The organism is Rhizobium zaerense, assembly GCF_051810725.1.
GTDB classification, from domain to species: domain Bacteria; phylum Pseudomonadota; class Alphaproteobacteria; order Rhizobiales; family Rhizobiaceae; genus Rhizobium; species Rhizobium leguminosarum_I.
In genome coordinates this window covers 839,910-857,366 of sequence record NZ_CM132690.1, presented here as the reverse complement: position 1 = coordinate 857,366, position 17,457 = coordinate 839,910, and the positions used below count along the sequence as shown (strand labels likewise).

Annotated in this window: 6 protein-coding genes and 4 pseudogenes; 6 read left to right on the top strand and 4 right to left on the bottom strand. The window is 61.8% G+C overall.

From position 1 onward, the window contains the following. Window positions 1–155 precede the first annotated feature (155 nt). From ACS4RR_RS04140 to ACS4RR_RS04130, 3 pseudogenes are all read left to right on the top strand, one after another. Window positions 156–2,083 (top strand): annotated as a pseudogene (locus ACS4RR_RS04140) (autotransporter assembly complex protein TamA). Between the two features lie 67 nt (window positions 2,084–2,150). Then, window positions 2,151–5,174, top strand: a pseudogene (locus ACS4RR_RS04135) (translocation/assembly module TamB domain-containing protein); the annotation flags it as partial. A 321-nt stretch (window positions 5,175–5,495) separates the two neighbouring features. Then, window positions 5,496–9,215, top strand: a pseudogene (locus ACS4RR_RS04130) (translocation/assembly module TamB domain-containing protein); the annotation flags it as partial. A 60-nt stretch (window positions 9,216–9,275) separates the two neighbouring features. Here ACS4RR_RS04130 and ACS4RR_RS04125 read toward each other — a convergent pair. Continuing rightward, the gene (locus ACS4RR_RS04125) at window positions 9,276–9,713 is read right to left on the bottom strand and encodes an Lrp/AsnC family transcriptional regulator (RefSeq protein ID WP_222293001.1); all 438 of its coding nucleotides are present in this window, start codon (window positions 9,711–9,713) and stop codon (window positions 9,276–9,278) included. A 124-nt stretch (window positions 9,714–9,837) separates the two neighbouring features. On the opposite strand from ACS4RR_RS04125, the gene rocF reads away from it, so the two are divergent. From rocF to ACS4RR_RS04110, 3 genes are all read left to right on the top strand, one after another. Continuing rightward, the gene (gene rocF / locus ACS4RR_RS04120) at window positions 9,838–10,791 is read left to right on the top strand and encodes an arginase (protein ID WP_456189730.1); all 954 of its coding nucleotides are present in this window, start codon (window positions 9,838–9,840) and stop codon (window positions 10,789–10,791) included. A gap of 126 nt (window positions 10,792–10,917) precedes the next feature. Next, entirely contained in the window at window positions 10,918–12,117 is a 1,200-nt protein-coding gene (gene rocD, locus ACS4RR_RS04115) for an ornithine--oxo-acid transaminase (protein WP_260109598.1), read from the top strand. A gap of 296 nt (window positions 12,118–12,413) precedes the next feature. Further along, window positions 12,414–12,890: a chemotaxis protein CheW gene (locus ACS4RR_RS04110; protein ID WP_003543427.1), complete on the top strand. Its 477-nt coding sequence runs from the start codon at window positions 12,414–12,416 to the stop codon at window positions 12,888–12,890. A gap of 193 nt (window positions 12,891–13,083) precedes the next feature. Here the strand turns inward: ACS4RR_RS04110 and ACS4RR_RS04105 are convergent, their stop codons facing one another. From ACS4RR_RS04105 to fdhF, 3 genes and pseudogenes are all read right to left on the bottom strand, one after another. Then, window positions 13,084–13,320: a formate dehydrogenase subunit delta gene (locus ACS4RR_RS04105; RefSeq protein ID WP_017966293.1), complete on the bottom strand. Its 237-nt coding sequence runs from the start codon at window positions 13,318–13,320 to the stop codon at window positions 13,084–13,086. Next, the gene (gene fdhD, locus ACS4RR_RS04100; protein ID WP_456190119.1) at window positions 13,310–14,134 is read right to left on the bottom strand and encodes a formate dehydrogenase accessory sulfurtransferase FdhD; all 825 of its coding nucleotides are present in this window, start codon (window positions 14,132–14,134) and stop codon (window positions 13,310–13,312) included. Before fdhD ends, ACS4RR_RS04105 begins: the two co-directional genes overlap by 11 nt. A gap of 274 nt (window positions 14,135–14,408) precedes the next feature. Further along, window positions 14,409–17,287 (bottom strand): annotated as a pseudogene (gene fdhF / locus ACS4RR_RS04095) (formate dehydrogenase subunit alpha). Window positions 17,288–17,457 lie beyond the last annotated feature (170 nt).

Below are 17,457 nucleotides of genomic sequence, written 5' to 3'. Positions count from 1 at the left end.
CGCTAAATCCAGGAAATCCCGGACACACGTCCGGGATTTTTTGTGCTAAATTAGTGCGTTGGCAATTTAAAATGGTACACCCCGCGCGATTTTATCGCTAAGCTGTTCACGGCTGGGCAACGAAGCTTCATCATAGGCGTAACCAAAAGCGGCGGATGCGGATTAGAGGGACAGGTCCGAAAACAAGTACTGCGTATCGGCGAACAGGCACCATGATGGTGGTCGCAGCGGCAGCTGCGTTCTCACCGGTCCTGATCGGCGACGCTTACGCCTTCAAGCTTTTCGGCATCACCATTTTCGGCAAAGAAGAAGACGAAGGCGAACAGGTGCCCGATCCGGTGCGCTACCACGTCGACCTTAAAGCCGATACCGCCGATCCCGACCTGAAAGAAGCGCTGGAAAACAGTTCCCGTCTCGTCAGCGACCAGAAGCAGCCGGTGTCCGGCGATCTCGGCATCGTCGTCAAGGCGCGCGACGACCGAGAGCGCCTGATCGCCACTCTCTATGAAAAGGCCCGTTATGGCGGCCTGGTGACGATCACCATCGACGGCAAGAATATCGACGACCTGCCACCCAATCCGACATTCGACCGGTCCGGCCCGATCCGCGTCACCGTCGACATTGCTCCCGGCCCGGTTTTCAAGGTCAGGAAGTTCAGTTCGGCGGCGATGCCGCAAACCATAATCCCGCCGATTACGATCTCGCCCCGGGCGCTGAGGCCGGCTCGCTCGCCATCATCAAGGCCGGCGACAAGATTGTCGAACAATTGAAGAGCGAAGGTCGGCCGTTTGCCAAGTTGACCGAACGCAAGGTCGTCGCCGATCACAACAGCGATACCGTCGATATCGTCCTTGCTGCCGAGGGCGGTCCCGTCGCCCCGATCGGCGATGTGGGCGTCACCGGCGAAAAGACCGTCAAGCCGACTTTCATCCAGCGTTATTCCCGGCTGAACAAGGGCGAAGCCTATTCCCCGGAAGCACTGAAGAAAGCCGGCGAGCGCCTTCGCGCCCTCGGCGTCTTTTCGAGCGTCACCATCCACCAAGGGGATGCATTGGCGCCTGACGGCACCTTGCCGATGACGATCGAGGTTTCCGAGGGCAAAAGGCGCTACTTCGGCGTCGGCGCGCAATATTCCACCACCGACGGCTTCGGTGTTCAGGGTTATTGGGGCCACCGCAACCTGTTCGGCGAAGCCGAAACGCTGAGGATCGAGGGATCGGTCTCCAGGCTTGGCGAAACGACGGATGTCGGCAGCCTCGACTATTCCGCCGGCATCCTCTTCACCAAGCCCGGCGCCTTCTTTCCTGCCGCCACCCTGAAGGCCGGCATCGTCGCCAAGACCGAAAATCCGGATGCCTATAACGCGACGCTCGTCACCGCCTCGCTCGGCCTTTCCTACGAGCTGACCGACCGGGACACCGTCTCGGCGAGCGGCGAGGTCAGCTGGGAGCGCGACGACGACGCCTTCGGCACGAACGACTATCTGACTTTTGCCTTGCCGATCAAATATGATCGCGATGCACGCGACGACAAGTTCAACCCGACAGAGGGCTATCGCGCGACATTCTCGGCAAAGCCTGGCTACGAAATCTTCAACGCCACGCCCTATGCGGCATTCGAGGGCTCGATTTCCGGCTATTTGCCGTTCGGCCAGGAAGACGGCCTGGTGCTTGCCGGCAAGGTTGCCGCCGGCGTCCTGATCGGCGGCGATAGCATTGGGGACATTCCCGCCACCCAGCGCTTCTTTGCCGGCGGCGGCGGTTCTGTGCGCGGATACAGCTATCAGGAAATCTCGCCTTATAACGACAATGGCGATGCCACCGGCGGCCGCTCTTATGTGACCGGTTCGCTGGAGGCCCGCATCAAGATCACCGATACGATCGGCATCGTGCCCTTCGTCGATGTCGGCACGGTATCGGACAGCACCTTTCCGGGTTTTTCCGATATCCGCGCCGGCGCCGGCGCCGGAATACGATATGCAACGCCTTTCGGCCCGCTGCGGCTTGATTTTGCCGTGCCGCTAAACAAGTACGAAGATGGCACAGATTACGGAATCTACGCCGGCATTGGCCAATCCTTCTAGGGTTGCCGATGCCGCTCGTGTTTTCCGATCTGTGAGCCGTCATGAAAACGGGGTAGTGTCCGCGCCGATGCAAACGCTGGCAAAAATCGTCAACTGGATCGTACGGCTCACCGGCTATGCCGTCGGTGCCACTTTGATTCTCGCCGTCGTAGCGCTGGCGATCTTCGGCTTCACCAGTTTTGGTGCTCGCATCGTCACCGAAAAGATAGCCTCCACGCTTTCCAACCGCGACATGACGATCGAGGTTCGCGAACCGCAAGGCCTTTTGACCGGCGGGCTGCGGGCCGCCGAGATTTCCATCTCCGACACCAGGGGCGTCTTTGCGGAAATTCATGGCGTCGCGATCGACTGGAATCCGCTTGCGCTGCTGACGGGAACTTTCCATGCCAAACGCTTCGAGATCGAAGCGATCAACGTGCTGCGCAAGCCGGTGCGCACCCTCCCCTCGCGGCCCGGAGCTGAAAATTCCGGCGGATTTAATCTTCCGATCAAGGTCGATATAGACCGTGTCGCGCTGCCCGATATCAAACTTGCCGCACCTGTTGCCGGCCGCGCCTTTGCGCTCGCCGCCGAGGGCAGCCTTTCGGCAAATGGCGATGGCGGCGAGGCCGTCGTCAATGTCAGCCGTCACGCGGTCCCGGATGCGCGGCTTGCCGCCGACATCGCCTTTGCGCCGGCCGAAAACCGGCTGCGGTTGAAGGCGCAACTGTCCGAGCCGAAGGGCGGGCTGCTGGCGGGCTTTCTCGGCTTGCCGGACAGCCCGGCCGTCAACATTGATCTCGACGGCCAGGGGCCGATATCCGATTGGAAAGGCAAAGTGCAGGCCGCCCTCGACGGGCAGCAGCGCGCCGCAATCGAGGCCCGGCATCAGATCACGGCAGACGGGCTGCACCATCTCGACCTCAAGGGTGGCGGTGACCTGAGCTCGCTGCTTCCATCGGCATTCCGGCCGCTTTTTGCCGGCCAGACCAATATCGATCTTGCCACGACCTTCGACAATCACGGCAAGATCGATATCCAGACCGGCAATATCGCCACCGGCAGCGTGGTGATCGCCGCCTCGGGCACCCTCGATCCGGCCGGCAATAACAGCCTGAACGCCAATCTGCTCGGCACGTCGGGGCCCGTCGATTTCCGCTGGCCGCTCGCCGAAGGCGAAGCGCGCTTCCTCATTTCTGGCCTCAACCTGGCACTGACAGGCGATGCGCAGGCGGCCCGGCTGAACGTCAGCGGCTCGCTCGACACCGCAACCCTCCCGCAGGCCAATATCGGCAATATCAAGCTGACCGCAAAGAGCGACGCCTTCAATCTCGCCGCCCGTTCCGGCAGCGTCCAGCTGCGCCTCGTTGCCGGCGACGTAACCTTCTCCGACCCGAACCTCAATCGCGCCGTCCAGGGCCCGGTCACGATCGCCTCGCCGCTGCAGATCTCGCCCAGTGGCATCGGCTTCAACGCCACCACCGTCGAAAGCGCCAATATCAACGGCGGCCTCAACGGCTCCTATCGGCTGGCAGACAAGGCGCTGACCGGCAACCTCAAGCTCACCATCGACCCGGCAGCCCTGCCGGCTGCGGTGACAAGCAGGTTCGACGGACCGATCTCGTTCGAAAGCCAGATGGTCGGCACCATCCCGTCAAAATTCGCGCTGTCCAACATCGTCCTGAAATCCGGCACGCTCGAAGCCGCCGGCAACGTCGCGCTCGACGGCGGGATGTTGAATGCCGATCTCTCCGGCCGGTTGCCTGACATCGGCAAGCTCATCCCCGGCGCCAGTGGTGGCGCGGGTTATGCATTGAGAGTTGGCGGTGAGCTCCCGGCAATCTCGGTGACGGCCAATCTGAAGGCCGCCAGCCTTGAAATGGCCGACCGCGTGCTCGGCAATCTGAATATCGACCTGTCAGGGCTCGCCGATCCCAAGGCGCCGCAGGGCAGGATCGCCGCCACCGGCACGATCGACGGCCAGCCGATCGGCATCAACGGTGACATCAGTTCGCGGGACGGCAAGACGAGTATTCCGGCTTTGACCGCTGATATCGGCGGCAACCGGCTGACCGGCAATGTGGAATTCTCGCCTTCCCTGGAGCCAACAGGCGCACTGACTTTCGATTTCCCCAATGTCGGCCTGCTTGCCGCACTCGGCGGACAGAAAGCCGACGGTGATCTCAAGGGGTCGCTTGGCGTGAGCAGCGATAGCGGCAGGATTGCGCTCAAGCTGCTTGCAACAGGCGGATCGATCCGCCGTGATACGCTTGCGATCACCAAGCCGGATATCGATGTCACGGTCAGCGATCTCAAAGCCCTTGCCGCAAAAGGTACGGTCAAGGCCGCGGAGGTGAGTGTCGGAACGAACAGGCTGGCCGGGTTTTCGCTCGATTTTACCAAGCAGCAAGACCATACCGACTTCCATCTCGATGCTGCCTATGACGGCAATCCCGTGCTGGCGGCCGGCAATATCGAGGCGGCGGCCGGTACGATGCAGCTGAACCTCGATCGCTTTTCGGCAAGCCCCCGCAATATCCCGATCGAGCTTGCCGCACCGACGCAGGTCACCATCGGCGGCGGTGCCGCCAGTCTGAACGGACTGACGCTGAAGACCGGCACCGGTTCGGTGACTGTCACCGGTTCCGCCGGTGAAACGCTGAAGCTCGATGCAGACATCCACGAGCTGCCGGCAGCGCTCGCCAACGGTTTCGTGCCCAACCTTTCAGCCGGCGGCACGATCTCCGGAACGATTGCCGTAACCGGAACGCCGGCAGCACCGGTCGCCGACTTCAAGCTCGACTGGAAGGATGCGACGACGGGCCAGATAAAGGGGGCGGGCCTGGCACCGCTCGGCATCACCGCCGGTGGCAAATTCGCCGACAACAAGCTCGATTTCGACACGACGATTGGCAGCAATGACGGACTGTCGCTGAAGGCAGCCGGCAATGTCGCGCTCGCCGACCCGAAGGCGCCGGTGCTTGATGTCAATGCCGATATCCTCAACCTGCCTGCCCGCATTGCCAATGGCTTCGTTCCCGATCTCGCCGCCGAAGGCACGATTACAGGAAAACTGGCCGCCTCCGGCTCGCTCGCTGCTCCCACCGCCAATTTCGATCTCGATTGGAAAAGTGCTGCGACCAGCCAGACGAAGCGTGCGGGCCTTGCCGACCTCGCCGTCAAGGCATCCGGAAAATTCGGCGACAACAAGCTCGATTTCAACACGGCGATTGGCGGTGCCAACAGTCTCTCGCTGAAGGCAAACGGCAATATCGCCATCACGGGTACGACGATCGGTAACGTCACGGTCGATGCCGCACTGGCGAATGTTCCGGCAAATATCGCAAACAGCTTCGTCCCCGATCTCGCCGCCGAAGGCGCGATCTCTGGAAAGATCTCCGCCAGCGGGTCGCTCTCCGCCCCGAGTGCCGATTTCGATCTCGATTGGAAAGACGCTGCGACGAGCCAGACGAAGCGTGCGGGCCTTGCAGCGCTCGGCGTGACCGCATCAGGAAAATTCACCGAAAACAAGCTCGATTTCGACACGGTGATCGTCGGCGCCAACAGCCTCTCCTTAAAGGCAACCGGCGATGTCGCCATCACGGGCACGACGATCGGCAATGTCACGGTCGACGCCGCACTGGCGAATGTTCCCGCAAATATCGCAAACAGCTTCGTCGCCGATCTCTCCGCCGAAGGCGCGATCTCAGGAAAGATCGCGGCCAGCGGGTCGCTCACCGCCCCGAATGCCGATTTCGATCTCAATTGGAAAGATGCTGCGACCAGCCACACGAAACGGGCTGGCCTTGTAGCGCTCGGCATGACCGCATCAGGAAAACTTGCGGATAATAAGCTCGATTTCAGCACGGTGATCGTCGGCGCCAACAGCCTCTCCTTAAAGGCAAACGGCAATGTCGCCATCACGGGCACGACAATCGGCAACGTGAAAGTCGATGCCGCGCTGGCCAATGTTCCCGCAAACATCGCAAACGACTTCGTCGCCGATCTCGCCGCCGAAGGCGCGATCTCGGGAACGGTCTCTGCCAGCGGCTCTCTTTCCGCCCCGACCGCCAATTTCGATCTGAATTGGAAGAATGCCGCGACGAGCCAGACGAAACGCGCCGGCCTTGCAGCGCTCGGCGTGACCGCATCGGGAAAACTTGCAGATAATAAGCTCGATTTCGACACGGTGATCGGCGGCGCCAACAGCCTCTCGCTGACGGCAAAGGGCAATGTCGCCATCACGGGCACGACAATCAGCGACGTCAAAGTCGACGCCGCGCTGGCCAATGTTCCCGCAAACATCGCAAACGACTTCGTCGCCGATCTCGCCGCCGAAGGCGCGATCTCAGGAAAGATCTCGGTCAGCGGGTCGCTCTCCGCCCCGAATGCCGATTTCGATCTCAATTGGAAAGATGCTGCGACGAGCCACACGAAACGGGCCGGCCTTGCAGCGCTCGGCGTGACCGCATCGGGAAAATTTGCGGAAAACAAGCTTGATTTCAACGCGGCAGTCAGCGGCGATAAAGACCTTTCACTAAAGGCCATCGGCAATGTCGCATTGGCTGGTACGGCGATCGACAGCATCAAGGTCGATGCCGAGATCGCCAAGCTTCCCGCCAGCCTCGCAAATGCCTTCGTTCCCGATCTCGCGGCCGGCGGCACGATTTCCGGCACCATGTCCGCCGCCGGAACATTCGCCGCACCGAAAGCCGACTTCAAGCTCGACTGGACCGACGCTGCGACCAGCCAGACCCGACTCGCGCACCTCTCCGGCCTGGCACTTGCCGCATCGGGACACTTTGCCGACAACCGGCTCGATTTCGATACCAATCTCGCCGGCCAGGGCGGCCTTTCGCTGAAGGCCGCCGGCAACGTTGCGATTTCAGGCACGTCGGTTCGCAACCTTGACGTCAAGGCCGATCTCGCCAACCTTCCGGCAGGCCTCGCCAACGGCTTCGTCCCGGGTCTTGCCGCAGAAGGCACCGTCTCGGGAACGGCATCGGCTTCTGGCACACTTCCAAAGCCGGCGGTCGATTTCAAGCTCGACTGGAAGAACGCCGCGACCGCCCAGACCAAGAGCAGCGGCCTTTTGGGCTTGAACGCTGCGGCATCCGGCAAGTTCGCCAATGACCGGGTCGATTTCGACGCTAATCTCGCCGGCAAGGACGGCGTGTTGGCCAAGGCAAAGGGCGGCGTCACGATCGCGGGAACCGCCATCCGGGACCTTTCGATCAATGCCGATATCCCGGCGCTGCCGGCAAATATCGCAAATGCCTTCGTTCCCGGCCTCGGTGCCGAAGGCACGCTTTCGGCAAGCGCCATAACGTCGGGAACGCCGGCCAATCCGATCGTCGACTTCAAGCTCGACTGGAAAGATGCCGCGACCAGCCACACCAAGGCTGCCGGCCTGTCCCGCCTCGCGCTGGCGGCAACGGGAAAATATGCCGGTGACAGGCTGGATTTCGACGCGAACCTGACTGGCGGCGGCGGCATGGCGCTGAAAGCAGCCGGCGATCTTTCGATCGCAGGCACGTCGATCCGCTCGGTCGACGTCACGGCGAACGCCACCAATGTTCCGGCCGGCATCGCCAACGGCTTCGTTCCCGGCCTTGCCGCCGAGGGCGCGGTCTCGGCGACCGTAAAGGCCACCGGCGCGCTATCGGCGCCGTCGGTCGATTTCAAGGTCGACTGGAAGAACGCAGGGACGAGCCAGACAAAAGGCGCCGGCCTTTCGCCGTTCACCATCGGTGCGTCAGGCAAACTTGCCGGAAACAAGCTGACGGTCGACACCAGCCTTGCCGGTGACGCCGGCATGTCGCTGAAGGGCGGCGGCAGTGTCGTGATCACAGGCAATCGCGCCATCGACATGCACTTCACAGGCAATCTTCCCTTTGCCGTGCTCGGCGCCCCGCTCGCGCAGCAGGGCCTCGTCGCGGACGGCGTCGCCACTGTCAATCTCCAGATTGGCGGAACGGCCGCAGCACCCGTCATCAATGGCACGGTCTCGACCAACGGCGCCAAGCTCGTCGACGTCCGGCGCAATCTGGCGGTCAACAATCTCGCGGCAACCGTAACCTTCAATGGCAGCCAGGCCGTAATATCGCGTCTCAGCGGCAACCTTGGCGGCGGCGGCACGATTTCTGCAAGCGGCACGATCGGCATCCAGCCGGCTGGCGGCTTTCCCGCCGACATTTCGATCAAGCTCGACAAGGCGGTCTACGTCGATGGAACGCTTGTCGTCTCGACCGTCAACGGCACGGTCGGCCTGCGCGGGCCGATCGCCAGTGCGACGCTGAGCGGCAAACTGCTGCTGGATAAGACCTCAATCACGGTCCCGGAAAAACTGCCGACCTCGCTGAGAGAAATCGACATCCGGCACAAGAATGCGCCGCGCGCCGTGCTTGCGCAGATGCGCGATAACGGCGAGCGCAAACCTGGGGAGAAATCCTCCGTGATCACGCTGGATCTCGAAATCGACGCGCCTTCGCATATCTTCGTTCGCGGCCGCGGCATCGACGCCGAACTCGGCGGCCAGGTGACGATCCGCGGAACGGCGGCTGCACCCATCGTGACCGGCGGTTTCACCATGCGCCGCGGCCGCCTGACCATTCTCAACCGCCGCCTGGACTTCTCTGACAAGAGCAGGATCACCTTTGCCGGCGACTTGACGCCGGCGCTCGATATGGAAGCGACATCGTCCTCCGGCACGACGACGCTGACCGTCGACGTCGCGGGCCTTGCCACCGATCCCGCAATCACTTTCTCCTCCTCGCCCGAGCTGCCGCAGGACGAGGTGCTGGCACAGCTGATCTTCGGCCAGTCGATGTCGAAGCTCTCGCCGGTGCAGATCGCTCAGCTCGCCGATGCCGTCAGTCAGCTGGCCGGCAACCGCTCCACCTCGCTTTTCGAAGGCCTACGCAATCAACTCGGCGTCGACGATTTCGACGTCAGCACCGATTCCAAGGGCCAGACGAGCGTCAGCGTCGGCCGCTATCTCAACGATCGCACCTATTTCGAATTGCAGCAGGGCGGTTCGGCCGGCGCCAAGGCGGTGATCAACCTCGATGTCGGCCGCGGCGTCAAGCTGCGCGGAGGGGCCGGTGGCAACGGTGAGGGCGAAGCCGGGATTGTCTACGAACGAGAATACTGATGCATCTCTCCCGAAGCTATGCAGCAGTTTGCGGACAGCATGCACAAGCTTTAAGCCGGCTTAGAAACCGGTTTTGCTTGTCTTGAGAAGGATGTTGGTCTCGGTCGAATTGATGCCGTTGATCAGCCGGATGCGGCGCAGCGTCTCGTCGAAGGCGGCAAGATCGCGATCCTCGAGCTCGGCGACGAAATCCCATTTGCCGTTGGTGCTGTGAAGCGCGCGCACCTGCGGCAGGCCCCTCAACTGATCGGCCACCCTGTCGGCGAGCTTGCCCAGCACCTCGATCATGACGATGGCGCGCACGCCGGCGGACCGCGTCTCATGGCCGGTGCGAATGGTGAAGCCGACAATGGTGCCGCTGGCGACCAGCCGGTCGATACGGGCGGCAACTGTCGCCCGCGATGCACCTGTCGTCGCGGCAAGCGACGAGACGGAAATCCGGGCGTTATGGCGAAGTGCACTGAGAAGTTCGGTGTCGAGATCGTCCACGCTGCCCACTTTGTCAAAATAGATTTATCAATCTGCGCAATCATAGTCCATTTCTGACGTTTTTCCATCTTTTTGCTACCAGCACTTTACCCCAATATCGGTCGAAACAGGCCACAACCACGGAGCCCTCGAAATGGATGCCCAATCGCGATCTGTCACCCTCATCGGCGCGCCGCTGGAAGAAGGCTCCGGCCGCAGAGGGGCTGCCATGGGCCCTTCCGCCCTGCGCATTGCCGGCGTCGACCAGACGTTGATCGAGCTTGGCCATGACGTCGCCGATATCGGTGATCTCAGGATCGTGCCGGCGATGGACCTGCCGAATCACCCGAAGGCTCACAATTTGAGGATTGTCGGCGCCTTCACCCGCGCGCTCGAAAGCAGCGTCCACGACGTGGCCGCCTCCGGCCGTTTTCCGCTAATTCTCGGCGGCGACCACAGCCTTTCTATGGGCACCGTCTCCGGCATGGCCCGCTATGCCGCCAGCAAAGGCCGCCCGCTCTTCGTGCTCTGGCTTGATGCCCATGCCGATTTCAATTCTCCGGCAACGTCGCCCTCCGGCAATATTCACGGCATGCCCGTCGCCTTCTTCTGCGGCGAGGCGGAGTTCGCCGAGATCCTGCCGAAGGACCGTCCGTTCGTCGATCCAAAGAACGTCTTCCAGGTCGGCATCCGTTCGGTTGATGCGCGCGAACGCGAGGAAATCCACGAACACGGCGTCAATGTCTTCGACATGCGCGCAATCGACGAGCAGGGCATCGGCGCCATCATGCGCGAGATCCTCGATGTCGTCACCAAGGCGAACGGCCTGCTGCATGTCAGCCTCGACCTCGATTTCCTCGATCCCGAGATTGCCCCCGGCGTCGGCACAACGGTGCCGGGCGGCGCGACCTTTCGCGAGGCGCATCTGGTGATGGAAATGCTTTCGGACAGCGGCCTCGTCTCGTCGCTCGATCTCGTCGAGCTCAATCCGTTTCTCGACGATCGCGGCAAGAGCGCCCGCATCCTGGTCGAGCTGACGGCAAGCCTGTTTGGCCGCCGCATCTTCGATCGTCCGACACGCGCCGCATATTGGGCAGGCGCCGCATAAAACAGGATGATTTTAGGCCGGGACGGCCTAAAATCTGAATCCTGTTCTAAATTAAATAGTTAGAGCATGATGCTGCCCGAAAACCGCTTACACTTTTCGGCATCATGCTCTGGAGGGAGAACGACCATGAATACTTCGGAAAAACTGATCGCCACGGAACAACGGCTCGGCGCCCATAACTACAAGCCGCTCGACGTGGTGCTGACGCGCGGCGAAGGTGTTTATGTCTGGGATACCGACGGCAACCGTTATCTCGATTGCCTCTCGGCCTATTCCGCCGTCAACCAAGGCCATTGCCATCCGAAGATCCTCGCCGCCATGGTCGAGCAGGCGGGCAGGCTGACGCTCACCTCTCGCGCCTTCCGCAACGATCAGCTCGCCTATCTCTACGAAGAGCTTGCGGCTCTCACCGGCTCACACAAGATCCTGCCGATGAATTCCGGCGCCGAGGCAGTGGAGACCGCCATCAAGGCGGTGCGCAAATGGGGATACGAGGTCAAGGGCGTGCCGGAAGGCAAGGCGGAGATCATCGTCTGCGCCGATAATTTCCATGGCCGGACGCTGAGCATCATCAGTTTCTCCACAGATCCCGAGGCCCGCACGGGCTTCGGCCCCTATACGCCAGGTTTCCGCACCATTCCCTTCGGCGACGCCGAGGCTTTCGAGGCAGCGATCAACGAAAATACGGTGGCCGCCCTGATCGAGCCGATCCAAGGCGAAGCCGGCGTCATCATCCCGCCGGCGGGTTATTTCACCCGCATCCGCGAGCTCTGCACGGCAAATAACGTCACCCTCATCCTCGACGAGATCCAGACCGGCCTCGGCCGTACCGGCAAGCTGCTGGCCGAGGAGCACGAAGGCATCGAGGCCGACGTGACGCTGATCGGCAAGGCGCTGTCCGGCGGCTTCTATCCCGTGTCGGCCGTGCTTTCGAATTCCGAAGTCTTGGGCGTACTGAAACCCGGCCAGCACGGCTCGACCTTCGGCGGCAATCCGCTCGCCTGCGCGGTGGCGCGTACCGCACTCAAGGTGCTGACGGAAGAGGGCATGATCGAGAACGCCGCTGTCATGGGCGACTACTTTATCGAAGGCCTCAGGTCGATCCGCTCGAACATCGTCAGGGACGTGCGCGGCCGCGGCCTGATGATGGCCATCGAGCTGGAACCCGAAGCCGGCGGCGCACGGCAATATTGCCATGCGCTGAAAGAGCGCGGCCTTCTCGCCAAGGACACCCACGATCATACGATTCGTCTCGCTCCGCCGCTGGTCATCACCAACGAGCAGGTGGATTGGGCCGTCTCGCAGATTGAAAAGACGATAGGCTGAGTAAATCGGCGCAATTCTTCTTCGCCATCCCGAAGAAGCCTGGAAGATCCTGAATGCCAAAAATCGGCTGGAACAGATCGACAGCAAAACCGCCTGGTTTTCATCCGAGATAAAAACCTTCGCAATCTCGTCGCCCGATTTAGATTTGGGCAACACTCTTTCGCTAATGTCGTCGATAACCGTAACGATGCTTCGCCGAGCGCAAAGCCATCGCGTGGTATGAAGGCAAAGCTTGTCCGCGCCAATGGTGGCGCATCCGCTTCTGCCCTAGCTTACGACAGTTGGGAAGAATTCTAATGGCCACGATCAATTCGACTAACTTCAGCGGCGATACGCTCGAAATTATTGCCTTCCGTCTGCATGATCAGGAATTCTGCGTCAAGACCACGACCATTCGCGAAATCCGCGGCTGGGCGCCGTCGACGCCGATCCCGCATGCACCGGCCGATGTCATCGGCGTCATGAACCTGCGCGGTTCGGTGATCCCGATCATCGATCTTGCTTTCAAGCTCGGCATGAAGAGCACGGTCGCCAATGAGCGCAGCGCCATCGTCGTCGCCGAAGTTCACAGCATGGTCATCGGCATGCTGGTCGACCGCGTCTCGGACATTCTCACCATCTCGTCCAGCCAGGTCCAGCCGGTGCCTGAAGTGACCGCCTCCTTCGACCGCGCTTATTGCGAAGGCATCATCGCCTCGGAAAATGGCATGATCTGCTTCCTGAACCTCGCCAAGATGTTCAAGGAAAACGAGACGGATGAACTGGCGGCCTGATTCGGACCATGCGATCGAGTATTAGAAAACCGCCCGCTTGAGGCGGTTTTTTATTGCGGCACCACAAGCAGCCTTCAGCAGCGACTATCATTTTCCGGGCTCTGATAGCCGAAGGTTAGCGATGCCTTCTCCGGAATTGCATGAAAACAAAGAGATCGAGCATTTCCGTGATTCGGAGAAAAACGGAAATGCTCTAGTGTATCACCGGCTCCGGTTTTCTAATCAGAGGAACGGCCTGAAGCACGAGCGCATCCAGGCCGTTCTCCTCATTCTCCAGAATTTCGAACAATTGCCGCCGCATGCGCGGGTCCCAGAATTTGTTGATATGGGTGGCGACCCCCTGCGCGGCCTCGCTTTGCGGCTGGCTCTTGAAGAAGGTGGCGATCTGGTTTGCCATATAGACGAGCTTGGTCTTGGTATCATGCGACATCGGCAATGCTTCCAGGCGAGATGCGGTGCGGGTGGGTGAAGATCTCGAAATCCTCGCCGCGCACCAGCGCAACGAGCGTCATGCCGGCTTCTTCGGCCGTGCGGATGGCGAGAGCCGTCGGCGCCGATATGGCGATGAGCACCGGGCTGCCGAGGATCGCCGCCTTCTGCACCATCTCGACGGAAAGCCGGCTGGTGACGACGACGGCGCCGTCCGCGCCTCTTTCACTGGCGCGGATGATGGCGCCGCAGAGCTTGTCCAGCGCATTGTGCCGGCCGACATCTTCGCGCACGGCAATCAGCCCGCTGCTGGGAAGATAGAACCCGGCGCCATGTACCGCCCGTGTCTCGCGATGCAGCGGCTGTGCCTCGTTCAGAAGCGAAACGGCGCGGACGATATCCGCATGCGACAGCGCCAGCGGCGATGTCGAAACGTCAGCCACCGGCCGCACCGCCTGTTCGATCGATTCGATGCCGCAGAGCCCGCAGCCGACCGGCCCTGCCATGCTGCGGCGCCGTGCCCGCAGCCGATCGGCGACATCGTCGACCAGGCTCACCTGCACATCGATCCCCTGCTCACCATCGACGACCTCGATGCCCGATATCTCCGCCGGCCCGGCAATGATCCCTTCGGTCAGGCTGAATCCGACGGCAAAATCCTCGAGATCCGCAGGCGTTGCCATCATCACCGCATGCGAACTGCCGCCGTAGGAAAAGGCGATCGGCACCTCTTCCGGCACGATCTGCGAACCGGTCTGCAGGATGCCGTTGCGGCGGGTGATTTCGGGGGCATGGGCAGTGACGGTGAATTTTATCATGCAGCGACAGGATGAAAGACACCCTCCTCCACAACTCGGCCTCTTGGGAAGACAACGTCAATCGCTTGCTCCCCCTTCTCCCCAGCGGGGAGAAGTGCCGAGCAAAGCGAGGCGATGAGGGGGGCGAGCGACGACAGGAGCGAGCGCACCGAGCGCAAGCGAGGGGCAACACCATTTGCCGCGCCGCCCCCCTCATCCGCCCTTCGGGCACCTTCTCCCCGCTGGGGAGAAGGGGGAGGCTCACCGACAACGCCGCCCCGCCCCCGCATCGTCACTCCGCTGCCTCGAGTTTGCCGGCGATGCGACGTGACTGACGCGCCTGCTCATCATATTCCAGCTGCCATTCACTCGGCCCGTTGGAGGGTGAGACCTGCACCGCCGTCACCTTGTATTCCGGGCAGTTCGTCGCCCAGTCGGAGAAATCGGTGGTGATGACGTTCGCCTGCGTATTGGGATGATGGAAGGTCGTATAGACGACACCCGGCGCGACGCGATCGGTAATCAGCGCCCTGAGCGTCGTATCGCCGGAGCGGCTGCCGAGCTTCACCCAGTCGCCGTCGCGAACGCCGCGCTGCTCGGCATCGTACGGATGGATTTCCAGCCGGTCTTCCGCATGCCAGACGACATTCTCGGTCCGCCGTGTCTGCGCCCCGACATTGTACTGGCTGAGGATGCGGCCGGTTGTCAGCAGCAGCGGGAAGCGCGGGCCGGTGCGCTCGTCGGTCGCCACATATTCGGTGCGGATGAACTTGCCCTTGCCGCGCACGAAGCCATTGACATGCATGATCGGCGAGCCGAGCGGGTTCTTCTCGTTGCAGGGCCACTGCACCGAGCCCATTTTGTCGAGATAGTCGTAGGAGACCATCGCAAAACTCGGCGTCGTCGCGGCGATCTCGTCCATGATCTCCGACGGATGGGTGTAATTCCAGTCGAGCCCCATCGCCTGGGCAAGCTTCTGCGTCACGTCCCAGTCGCCATAGCCGTTGCGCGGCGACATCACCTTGCGCACCCGGTTGATGCGGCGCTCGGCATTGGTGAAGGTGCCGTCCTTCTCGAGGAAGGTCGAGCCCGGCAGGAAGACATGGGCGTAATTGGCGGTCTCGTTGAGGAACAGGTCCTGCACGACGACGCATTCCATCGCCGCCAGCCCGGCCGCGACATGTTTGGTATCGGGATCAGACTGCAGGATATCTTCGCCTTGGATGTAGATGCCTTTGAAGGAGCCGTCGACTGCCGCATCCAGCATGTTCGGAATACGCAGGCCCGGCTCGTTGTTGAGCTTCACGCCCCAGAGCTTTTCGAAGATATCGCGCGTCGCATCGTCGGAAATGTGCCGGTAGCCCGGCAGTTCGTGCGGGAAGGAACCCATGTCGCAGGAACCCTGCACATTGTTCTGGCCGCGCAGCGGGTTCACGCCGACGCCGGGACGGCCGATATTGCCGGTCGCCATCGCCAGGTTGGCGATCGCGATGACCGTGGTCGAGCCCTGGCTGTGTTCGGTGACGCCGAGGCCGTAGTAGAGTGCGCCATTGCCGCCCTTGGCATAGAGTCTTGCCGCACCGCGCAGATCCGCCGCCGGCACGCCGGTGAAGATTTCCGTCTCTTCGGGACTGCGCTGCGGTTCAGCGACGAAGGCAGCCCAGTCCTCGAATTCCGACCAGTCGCAGCGCTCGCGGATGAACCTCTCGTCATAGAGCCCTTCGGTGACGATCACGTGCGCCAGCGCCGTCATGACCGCGACATTGGTGCCCGGCTTCAGCGGCAGGTGGTAGGAAGCCTCGATATGCGGCGACCGGACGATGTCGGTGCGGCGCGGGTCGATGACGATGAGCTTGGCCCCTTGGCGCAGCCGCTTTTTCAGCCGCGAGGCGAATACCGGATGGCCATCCGTCGGATTGGCGCCGATGATGACGACGACATCCGAATGTTCGATGCTGTCGAAATTCTGTGTGCCGGCCGAAGTTCCGAATGTCTGGCCGAGACCGTAGCCGGTCGGCGAATGGCAGACGCGGGCGCATGTGTCGACGTTGTTGTTGCCGAAGCCGGCGCGGACCAGCTTCTGCACCAGATAGGTTTCCTCATTGGTGCAGCGTGAGGAGGTGATGCCGCCGATCGCGTCGCGGCCATATTGATACTGGATGCGGCGGAACTCCGACGCCACATGCGCGAAGGCCTCGTCCCAGCTCACCTCCCGCCAGGGATCGCTGACCTTTTCACGGATCATCGGGTTGAGGATGCGATCCTTGTGGGTGGAATAGCCGTAGGCAAAGCGACCCTTGACGCAGGAATGCCCGCGATTGGCCTGGCCCTCCTTCCACGGCACCATGCGCACCAGTTCCTCGCCGCGCATCTCCGCCTTGAAGGAGCAGCCGACGCCGCAATAGGCGCAGGTGGTGATGGCCGAATGCTCCGGCTGACCGATCTCGATTACCGATTTCTCCGTCAGCGTCGCCGTCGGACAGGCCTGGACGCAGGCGCCGCAGGAAACGCATTCGGAATCCATGAAATTCTCATGCATGCCAGGTGACACGCGGGAGCCGAAACCACGCCCTTCGATCGTCAGCGCGAAAGTGCCCTGCACTTCCTCGCAGGCACGCACGCAAAGCGAACAGACGATGCATTTGGAGGGATCATAGGTGAAATAGGGATTGGATCGTCCTTCGGCATCCATTTCAGATTGATATCGCCGTTGTTGCGCGCGTTGACGTGATTGTCGCCCTCGTAGCCGTAGCGTACGTCGCGCAGGCCGACGGCGCCCGCCATGTCCTGCAATTGGCAATCGCCATTGGCAGCGCAGGTGAGACAGTCGAGCGGATGGTCGGAGATATAGAGTTCCATCACGCCGCGGCGGATATCCTTCAACCGCCCCGTCTGCGTGTGCACCACCATGTTTTCCGCCACCGGCGTCGTGCACGACGCAGGCGTTCCGGCCCGGCCCTCGATTTCGACGAGACAGAGGCGGCAGGAGCCGAAAGCGTCGACCATGTCGGTGGCGCAGAGCTTCGGCACCTCGATACCGGCCTCCATCGAGGCGCGCATGATGGAGGTGCCCTCCGGCACGCTGATCTGCTGTCCGTCGATGGTGAGCGTCACCATAGTTTCGGATTTCGAAGCGGGAGTGCCGTAGTCGATTTCATGGATGAGAGACATGGATTGCTCCTCCGATAGATTTCCTTGTCGGCCGCCTCGGGGCGTGCCCCTCATCCGCCTGCCGGCACCTTCTCCCCGCAAACGGGGAGAAGGGAACACGCCGCAACCTCTCCGTTCCCCGCCACGTCTCGTATGGCACGTCCCCTCTCCCCGCAAGCGGGGAGAGGGTT

What these genes read in the sequence shown, in the direction of transcription:
- ACS4RR_RS04105 (WP_017966293.1), bottom strand. Translation starts at nt 13,320, where the DNA reads ATGTCGCATGATACCAAGACCAAGCTCGTCTATATGGCAAACCAGATC.
- rocF (WP_456189730.1), top strand. Translation starts at nt 9,838, where the DNA reads ATGGATGCCCAATCGCGATCTGTCACCCTCATCGGCGCGCCGCTGGAA.
- rocD (WP_260109598.1), top strand. Translation starts at nt 10,918, where the DNA reads ATGAATACTTCGGAAAAACTGATCGCCACGGAACAACGGCTCGGCGCC.
- ACS4RR_RS04110 (WP_003543427.1), top strand. Translation starts at nt 12,414, where the DNA reads ATGGCCACGATCAATTCGACTAACTTCAGCGGCGATACGCTCGAAATT.